The organism is Nocardia takedensis NBRC 100417, assembly GCF_000308695.1.
Lineage (GTDB): Bacteria > Actinomycetota > Actinomycetes > Mycobacteriales > Mycobacteriaceae > Nocardia > Nocardia takedensis.
The window spans coordinates 21692-31548 of sequence record NZ_BAGG01000250.1 but is presented as its reverse complement, the minus strand read 5'-3'; the positions used below and the strand labels follow the sequence as shown (position 1 = coordinate 31548).

The following is a 9857-nucleotide window of genomic DNA, read 5'->3' as shown; positions in this document are numbered from 1 at the left end:
GACCGTACAGTCCGGATTTGGGACCTCGTCACCAGCAGCCATCGGATCCTCACCGATACGGAGCGCAAGGTAGCGTGCACCAGCATCGACGGCCGACCCGTCGCCGTCACTGCCAGTTGGACGGACGAGCCGGTCCGGGTTTGGGACCTCGCCACCGGCACACTGCACAGCACGCTCACCGGGCACACCGACGGGGTGTACGTGTTGGCGTGCACGACCATACACGGACGCGCGGTGGTGATCGCCAGCCTCTTCGATGAGACGGTGGTGATGTGGGACGTGCCGAGCGGGGAGAACAGGGACGGTGCCTCGTGGGGCAGTAGGTGGATGCGTCGACTGAGGAAGCAGACCAATGCCGTCCCTGTTGTCCATTCGCAGCGGACTGACAAGGTGACCTGCGCCAGTCTGCAAGGACGGCCCGTGATGATCTATGTCGATCGGGATGCATCGGTGCGGGTCTGGGACCTCGAAACGATGACCGTGACGGCGGTATTCGACTGCCCGGCGCCTGTCACGGCGGTCGCGTGCTCGGGTTCGACAATCATCGTCGGGTTCGACAACGATCTGGCTGTCTGGACACGGACCTCTCCCGGCTCCCGAGCTGTCGCGGTCGAGCTGCGATGACATCCCCTGCGGCATCGGAACGCTCGCCATCAGGGCCGCGGCGGTTTCTGATCGCGGCCGCGGTCGCCGAACACGCCCACGGACCGCAGTGGGACCGACCCGGCCTGGTCGACGCGCGGGCGACGCTGGTCGACTTGTTCACCACTGTCTTCGGTTACACCTTGGTCCCCACGATCGGGGTGAACCCGAGCGCGGCGCAGCTGCTCGACGAGCTCGACCGGTTCTGCACGGCAGCGGATCGACGCCCCGACGACATCGTGGCGGTGTATTTCACCGGCCACGGCGAACGCCTCCCCCACACCGACGACCACATCCTGGTCACCGCCGACACCCATCCCGACCGCATCCGCCGCGCCACCACCACCGAGGCTCTGGCGCGCACCATTCTCTACGAGACACCGGTGCGGCGGGTGTTGTTGATGCTCGACACCTGCTACTCCGGCAAAGGCGGCGCCGACTTCACCACCGCGGCCCTGGAGCACTACACCCAGCACTGGGACGAAACCCCCGGCAACGGCATCGTGGTCATCAGCTCCACCCAACCTCACAAGACCGCCGACGCCGGCCAGTTCCCCCGCCTGCTCACCGAAGCGGTACGGTCGCTGTCCACCGCCGGGCACGGACCCGAGACCATCGCCGCCCAAGCGTTGGTCGCCAAGATCAACAACCTGGCCGCGGACACCCCCTGGCAGGTCGCCGGGCTGAACGAGATCACCCCCACCGGCCACGCGCCAGCGTTCTTCCCCAACCCCCGCCACGACCGCGGCTTGTACGAGGTGGATCTGGCGTTGCAGCAGGCCGCGCAGTGGGAGGCCCACGAGCAACGCCGCGACGTGGAGTTCCGGGACCGGCTGCTGGTGCGGGCGATGGGCAGCACCGACGGCCGCAGCTGGTGGTTCACCGGCCGCCACACCGCCCTGACCGACATCACCACCTGGCTGCACCACCCCGACCCCACCCACCCCTTGCTGGCGGTCACCGCCGACCCCGGCTCCGGCAAGACCGCCGTCCTCGGCGTCATCGCCGCACTCACCCACCCCGAATACCATCGGACCGTCCCCCTCGAAACCCTGCGCCTACCAAAGTATTCCGTCCCACGGGTAGGGGCGGTGGATGTGGTGATCTACGCCCAGAAACTCACCCTCGACCAGGTCCGCGACGGCATCGCCGCCGCCGCGAAGCTCACCGCGGCCACGGTCGGAGAACTCCTCGACGGCCTCACCGGACGACACCGTCCGTTCACGGTCCTGCTCGACGGCCTCGACGAAGCCACCGACGCCGACCAACTCACCCGACAACTGCTGCGCCCCCTCATCACCCACGCGGCCGGACGCGTGCGCCTATTGATCGGCACCCGTCCCTACCTGCTCCCAAGCCTCGGGACAGCGCGCGAGAACGAGATCGATCTCGACGCCGCCCGCTACGCCGACCTCGAGGCGTTGACCACCTACACCGTGCACGGACTGCTCGACGCCGCACCCGACAGCGTCTACCTCCACCAGGACCCGACGGTGTTGCGGGCGGTCGCCGACGCGGTCGCCGAGCAGGCCGCGCCATCGTTCCTCGTGGCGCGTGTCGTCGCCGCGACCCTCGCAACAGATCCGACCATTCCCGACCCGAGCGACCCGGTATGGCGACACAATCTGCCGCGATTGCCCGGAGAGGCAATGCGCCATGATCTGGACTCGCGGCTCGGCACTGATGCGCGAAAGGCGCGGGACATGCTCCGCCCCTTGGCGCTTGCTCAGGGGCAGGGTCTGCCGTGGGAGGACGTGTGGGCAGCACTCGCGTCGGCGCTGGCAGAAGCCGACTACAACGACCATGATCTGATGTGGTTGCGCCGCACCGCGGGCTCATATGTGGTCGAGGCCGTCGAAAACGGACGCTCGGCCTACCGCCTCTACCACCAAGCTCTTGCCGAGCATCTCCTCGAAGGATGGGAGATCCGCGCTGCGCACGCTGTGTTCGTCCGGACACTGACCGGCCGGGTCACACGCACTTCACAGGGATATCGCGCATGGGCTGACGCGCACCCCTACACCTGCCATTACCTGGCCATGCACGCCGCTCACGCTGGGCTCGTCGACGAACTCGTCACCGATCTGGACTACCTCGTCCACGCCGAACCCGCGCCCCTGCTCGACGTCCTCGACACCGTGACCACCGAGACCGCGCTGCTGCACCGCGCGATCTATCGCTGTTCGGCCCACGTGCACCGTTCCATGCCTCCGCGGCGGCGGCGAGGAATCCTAGCGATCGATGCTGCCCGGTTCGGTGCCCCCGTGCAGCAGTCCCAACTCAACCGTGGGCAGGATTGGCAGGTCAGTTGGGCCACTGGAGGTCAGATCGATTACGCTCTGCGATCGACCCTGAGCGGTCACATCGGCATGGTGAGTGCCGTGGCGTGCACAACCATCAGCAACCGGCCTGCGGCGGTCACAGCCAGCGGCACGGCGATGCGGGTGTGGGATCTGCGCACCGGTACCGAACTCGCCGTGCTCACTGGACACACCCGGACGGTCAACGCCGTCGCGTGCACGAGTATCCACGGCCGGCCCGTGGCCGTGTCCGGCAGCAGCGACGCCACGGTCCGGGTATGGGACCTGATCACCGGCACCCAGCAGTCTGTGCTCGCCGGGCACACCGAGCCGGTGCGAGCCGTGGCATGCACCGAGATCAACGGCCAGCCCATCGCAGTCACCGGCGGCCGAGATGGAGCGGTGCTCGTCTGGGATCTAACCACTGGGGTCGGGCTCGGCCAGCTCGGCTACATCAGAACAGTGGAGGCGCTGGCGTGCACGAGCATCGATGGCCGACCTGTCGCGATCGGCGGTGGCAGCGTGGGATGGGTCAGGGTCTGGGACCTGATCACCGGAGCCCAACTCACTGAATTCATCGGCCACGTAGGCATGGTCGACGCAGTAGCATGTACCAGCATCGACGGCCGATCCGTCGCTGTCACCGGGGGTAGCGGCGGCATGGCGAATGTGTGGGACCTCATGAGCGGATCCCTGCACTCGGCACTCATCGGACATTCCGGGGCAGTGTGGGCTGTGGCTTGCACAACCATCGATGGTCGGCCTGTGGCGGTCACCGGCGGCAGCGACCACACAGTGCGCGTCTGGGATCTCATTAGCAGAACCCAGCGAACAGTACTCATCGGCCATCTCGGGGCAGTCGACGCGGTCGCGTGCACCTACATCGACGGTCGACCCGTCGCCGTCGCCGGCAGCCGAGAAAGCGGTGCGCGCGTGTGGGACCTGACCACCACCACGCGACGCGCGAAACGCATGGGCCACATCGACATGATTAACGTGGTGGCGTGCACCACAGTCGACGGCCGGGTCCTGGCGGTCACCGGCAGCAGCGACGGAACCGCACGAGTCTGGGATGTCACGACCGGTACCGAAGGCCCTGTGCTTACTGGTCACGACAGAGCGGTAAACGCGGCCGCCTTAACCATCATCGACGGGCGGCCCGTCGCTGTCACAGGCGGCGACGACGGAGCCGCGATTGCATGGGACCTGACGACCGACCCCCCGCGCGCCGAACTCGTCGGAGGCGGACTGGGCCCCGCCGTACGCGCCGTCGCATGCATCAGCATCGGCGACCACGCCATCGCACTCACCGGCGGCGACGACGGCATTCTGCGCGTTTGGGACCTGACCACCGACACCGAACCAGCGAGATTCGCCGCCCACCGCGGAGGAATAACTGCCCTTGCGTGTACCAGTATCGACAACCAGACCATCGCCGTCACCGGCGGCGACGACGGCACAGCGATAGTGTGGAATCTGACCGCCGGTACCCGGGGTGCATTTTTGGCCGGAGGTACCGGACGGGTGAATTCGATCGCCTGCACCGAGATCGGCGACCAGGCGATCGCCATCGTCGGTTACAGCGATGCGACGGTACGACTGTGGGACCTGTCGGCGAGAACCCCGGAGCCCTCAACGAAGACGGACCCGTGGGGACACCCGCCAGCCCACCAACCGATCAACGTACCCGACCCACATCCTGTTTGGACCGGGCCAGTGACATGCACCAATCTCGACGGCCGACCTGTCGCGATTTGGGTCAGTGAGGAACGGCGCATTCGCCTGTGGGAACTGGCGACGATGACCGAGATCGCAGCAATCGACTTTCCCTCGCCTCCCCAGACAATGACGTGTTCGGATGGCATGCTTGTCATCGGATTCGGCCACGATCTCGCCGCGCTGAAGTGGAACGCCACGAATACATTTCGCGGATCCGCGGTATCGCGGTGACTCAACCGAGCGAAGACCAGAATCCGCGACCCGGCCGGTTCCTGATCGCGGCCGCGGTCGCACACCACACCGCTGCCCCCGACTGGGATCCCCCTGGCCTCGAAACTGCGCGCACACAGCTTGTTTCGCTGTTCACCGACCGGTTCAACTACACCCTCATCGAGCCACCAGGCATGAATCCCACCGCCGCCCAGTTGCTTGACGGGCTCGCGCGGTTCTGCCGCGCACCGGAACGGCGCGCTGATGATGTGGTGGCGGTGTATTTTACCGGGCACGGTGAACGCCTGCTCCATACCGACGAGCACGTGCTGATCACCGCCGATACCGACCCCGCCTTTCTCGCCGACGCCCCCACCACCGACATGATCGCGCGCAAGATCCTGTTCGGCACCCCGGTTAGGCGCTTGATGTTGATCCTGGACACCTGCTACTCCGGCAAAGGCGGCGCAGACTTCGCCGCCGCCGCCCTCACTAAATACACCCACCACTGGAGCGAAAACGACCACGGCGCCGGGATTGTGGTCATCTCCTCCACCCAACCACGCCAGCTCGCCGAGGCCGGCGAATTTCCTCGCCTGCTCACCGCCGCAGTCGAATCGCTGTCCACCGCCGGACAGAAACCTCAGACGTTGTCGGTGCAGGCGGTGGTCACCGCGATGAACAGCTTCGCACCTGTTCTCGGTTGGCAGCGGATCGGTCTCGAGAAGGTACGGCTGACCGGCGACACGCCACCGTTCCTGCCCAACCCCCGCCACCGCCCCGATGCGAGTGGGCCGCAGGCGTGGTTGCAATCCAGCGTCGCAGAAGACTTCGCCCGACGCCGCGACATCGAGTTCCGCACCCGACTGTTGGTGCGGGCGATGGGCAACCAGGACAACAAAGGATGGTGGTTCACCGGCCGCCACACCGCCCTGACAGACATCACCACCTGGCTCACCAACCCTGACACTCACGACAGCCTGCTGGCGGTCACCGGAGATCCTGGGTCGGGTAAGACCGCGGTCCTGGGCTTGATCGCCGCCCTCACCGACTCCGACTACCACCACTCCGTCCCCCGCACTATCCTCGACCTGCCCGCCGCAGCGGTCCCGCCGGTCGGAGTGGTGGATGTGGTGATCTACGCGCAGAACCTCACCACCGAACACATCCGCGATCGAATCGCCGCCGCCGCACACTTGAACGCCGAACCCCCCGAACACCTCGGCAACCAACTTTCCACCCGCACAGAGCCGTTGACCGTGCTCATCGACGCCCTCGACGAAGCCACAGACCCCCAACAACTCATCACCAAACTCCTGCGCCCACTCCTCGACCACGCCGGACCAGGACTGCGGGTACTCGTCGGAACCCGCCCCTACCTGCTCGAGCGCCTGGGGACCGACCGCCAGAGAAGCATCGATCTCGACAGCGACCGCTACGCCGACCACGACGCACTGACCGCGTACGCCGTGCGCGGACTCGTCGACGCCGTACCCGACACCATCTACCTCACCCAACCACCCACAGTTATCCGCGCGGTCGCCGACGCCATCGCCGAACGCGCCGGCGACTGCTTCCTCGTCGCCCGTATTGTCGCCGCCACCCTCTCGGCTACCCCTACACTCCCCGACCCGACCGACCCGGCGTGGCGACGCGGTCTGCCGCGCCTGCCCGGCGAGGCGATGCGCGACGACCTCGAATCCCGCCTCGGCCCCGACGCCGACAAAGCGCGAGCGTTGCTGCTGCCGTTGGCGTTCGCGCAAGGACAGGGCCTGCCGTGGGAGGACCTATGGGCCGGATTGGCTTCTGCGTTGGCCGGGGTCGACTACACCGACGCCGACCTGATCTGGCTGCGCCGCACCGCGGGCTCCTATGTCGTGGAGGCCACCGAAGCAGGGCGGTCGGTGTATCGGCTCTATCACCAAGCTCTGGCCGATCATCTCACCAGCAACACCGACACCCGCTCGATACACGCGCAGTTCGTCGAGGTATTGCGCCGGCGGGTGCCCGTCACCACGGACGGTCACCGGGACTGGGCGCGTGCACACCCCTACACTCTGGCGCACTTGGCTACCCACGCTGCTCGCGCCGATCTGATCGATGAGATGGTCGCAGACATCGACTACCTCGTTCACGCCGATCCCTCACCGTTGCTGGATGCTCTGCGCTTTGCCCGTAGCGACACCGCCCGGCTGTCCCGTTCCGTGTACCGATGCTCTGCCGACCGGCACCGGCACCTGCCACCGGCACGACGCCGCCATATCTTGGCGGTCGATGCCGCACGCTTCGCCGCGACCGGGCCGCTACGCGAGCTCAACGCGGGACTGGAATGGCCGGTTCAGTGGGCAACCGGCGGCCAGGTCCATCACGCCCATCGCGCCACCCTTACCGGTCACACCAACCCTGTGGAGGCAATCGCGTGCAGCGGTATTGACGGCCAACCGGTGGCGGTCACCAGCAGCAATGGCGACAGCGACGACACGACGATTCGGCTATGGGATCTCAACACCGGTGCCGAACGCGCTATTCGCGTCGACCACACCGACAGGGTGAACGCAATGGCGTGCAGCAGAATCGACGGCAGGCTGGTGGCGATTACCGGCGGATGGGATCCCACAGTACGAGTTTGGAACCTCGACAGCGGAACCGTGCGCGCCAGGCTGACCGGCCACACCGATGCGGTGCACGCGGTGGTGTGCACCACTATCGAATCTCGCCCGGTCGCGCTCACCGGCAGTTCCGACAACACCGTCAGGGTTTGGAACCTCGATACCGAGACCGCGCGAGATGTGTTGACAGGCCACACCAGCTCGGTGGCAGCGGTTGCCTGCACCGCCATCGACGGGAACCTGGTCGCAGTCACTGGTAGCTGGGATCACACCGTACGGGTGTGGGATCTGACCACCGCAACCCAACGCGCCGTGCTGACGGGCCACACAGGATTTGTGGTAGCCGTGGCATGCACCACCATCGATGAGCATCCCATTGCGGTCACCGGTAGCTGGGATTACACCGTTCGGGTGTGGGATCTGACCACCGCAACCGAACGCGCCGTGCTGAGGGGCCATACCAGCGTGGTGACCTCAGTGGTATGCCTCCACGTCGACGGCAACCCCGTCGCCGTCACCGGCAGTCATGACGGCACGGTGCGAGTCTGGGATTTGGGGACCAGCACCGAACACACCGTCCTCACTACCACGGGCTCGGTTTACGCGATAGCGTCCACCAGCATCGACGGTGCCCCTGTCGTGGTCACCGGAAACCTGGATCACACGGCGCGGGTATGGGATCTCTCCACGCTGTGGACCGAGCACTCCGAGCGTCCCGGCCATGACAACTGGGTGGGTGCAATAGCGTGCACCGCTATCGACGGCGACCCGGTCGCGGTTACCACCAGCTACCAGTCCTTGCGGGTATGGGATCTCGATACCGGAAACGAACGGGCCGCGTTCACCTCGCGCCTCATATTGGACTCGCCGATGGCGTGTGCCGCTATCGACGGCAGTCCTGTAGCAGTGACCGGCGGCTGGGCACGTGACCCGACCGCGCGGGTATGGGACCTGAACACCGGGGCCGAACGCTTCGTCTTGTGGGGTCACCAGTATGCGATGACTGCGGTGGCGTGCACCGTCGTTGACGGCCGCGCGGTGGCAGCCACCGGCAACGCTGACGAAACAGTGTTGGTGTGGGATTTGGACACCGAACATGCCCGCGCACGGCTGGTCGGCCACACCGACGCTGTACTGGGGGTAGCCTGGACCAACATCGAGAGCAACCCCACCGTCGTCACCGCCAGCAGAGACAGCACAGTGCGGGTGTGGGATCTGACCACCCAAACCCAACGCGCCATACTCACCGGCCACACCGGCGAAGTCACCGCAGTGGCATGCACAATCATCGACGGACAACCAATCGCAGTCACCGCCGGTGACGACAACACGGTACGGGTGTGGGATCTGACCACCCAAACCCAACGCGCCATACTCACCGGCCACACCGGCGAAGTCACCGCAGTGGCATGCACAATCATCGACGGACAACCAATCGCAGTCACCGCCGGTTCTGATGCGACCATGCGACTCTGGGATCTGTCGACCCTCGTGCAGACCACCGTGATCGACTGGCCGATGGGCAGGAACTTGGCGATCGCCGTCGCCTCGACAGCGATCGTTGTCGGATTCGGCTTCGACATTGCTGTGCTGTCGCGGCGCTCGAACGCCGGAGGACCCAGCCCGCGCGCGGACAGTCGCGCATTGGGCTCAGCAGGCTTCCTGAATCGGGTGACCGACTCTGGTGGATGAACAACCAAGACTGTCACATGGAAGTAGCTGGCGCACAGCGCATTCGAGTGCGCGGGTGTATATGCTCGCTGGTCAGGGCCAAGGTTCCACTGGGTAAACCACTCCCGGCCGACGCGAGGCCGAGTACGGTGGATACACCGCGAGCCTGTTCAAGAACGCGACCAAGACCGAGCATCTCGCCAAGAGGACCATCGAGGCTCTCGCCTAACACTGCAACGGACTCGGTTGAGTGGGTGTCCTCGTCGTCGGCAATGCGATAGGCGTGCCAGGTTTTGGCGTCGGCGGCCCAAGTACGACCAGGCCAAGCCATGTCGGGTGTCACGGCTGGTGTGTAGGACCAGGTGATGATCAAACGGCGGATCTCGGGTAGCGCGAGAGCGACCATGCCCGCTGACCGATCGCCTCTTTCCTCTTGACTGCAACAGTTTTCGCGCTGGCAGGCCGAACGTGGGCGGGTCGACGCAGAACTCGGTGGGCGACTCCTAGTCACCGACTGTCCTGCCTTCTTCCATCTCCAAACGAGCGGACCGCATCGTCACCGCCCTACCCCTCATCGCCGACATCCGGCGTTGGTGGTGAATTGGCTTGCGGTGGCGTCGAGGATCATGCCGTTGGCAGACGGTGACCTGGTGCAGGACCACGAAGGTCGTCTGCTCGGCAGTCGGTGTGAGCAGTCCCCGATCAC

At 66.0% G+C, this 9857-nt stretch carries 3 protein-coding genes and 1 pseudogene; all 4 read left to right on the top strand.

The window, feature by feature from the left end; genetic code table 11:
• The coding region (locus tag ON30_RS30400; protein WP_040713034.1) for a WD40 repeat domain-containing protein at window positions 1–624 on the top strand (624 nt) is incomplete at its 5' end.
• Window positions 621–1127, top strand: a pseudogene (locus tag ON30_RS42430) (caspase family protein); the annotation flags it as partial. The gene ON30_RS30400 and the pseudogene ON30_RS42430, both read left to right, overlap by 4 nt.
• A gap of 144 nt (window positions 1128–1271) precedes the next feature.
• Window positions 1272–4892 (top strand): WD40 repeat domain-containing protein, encoded by a 3621-nt coding sequence (locus tag ON30_RS30395; protein WP_245554296.1) that lies wholly within the window; start codon window positions 1272–1274, stop codon window positions 4890–4892.
• A complete protein-coding gene (locus ON30_RS30390; protein WP_051030177.1) occupies window positions 4847–9172 on the top strand; it encodes a caspase family protein in 4326 nt (1441 codons plus the stop codon). Before ON30_RS30395 ends, ON30_RS30390 begins: the two co-directional genes overlap by 46 nt.
• Window positions 9173–9857 lie beyond the last annotated feature (685 nt).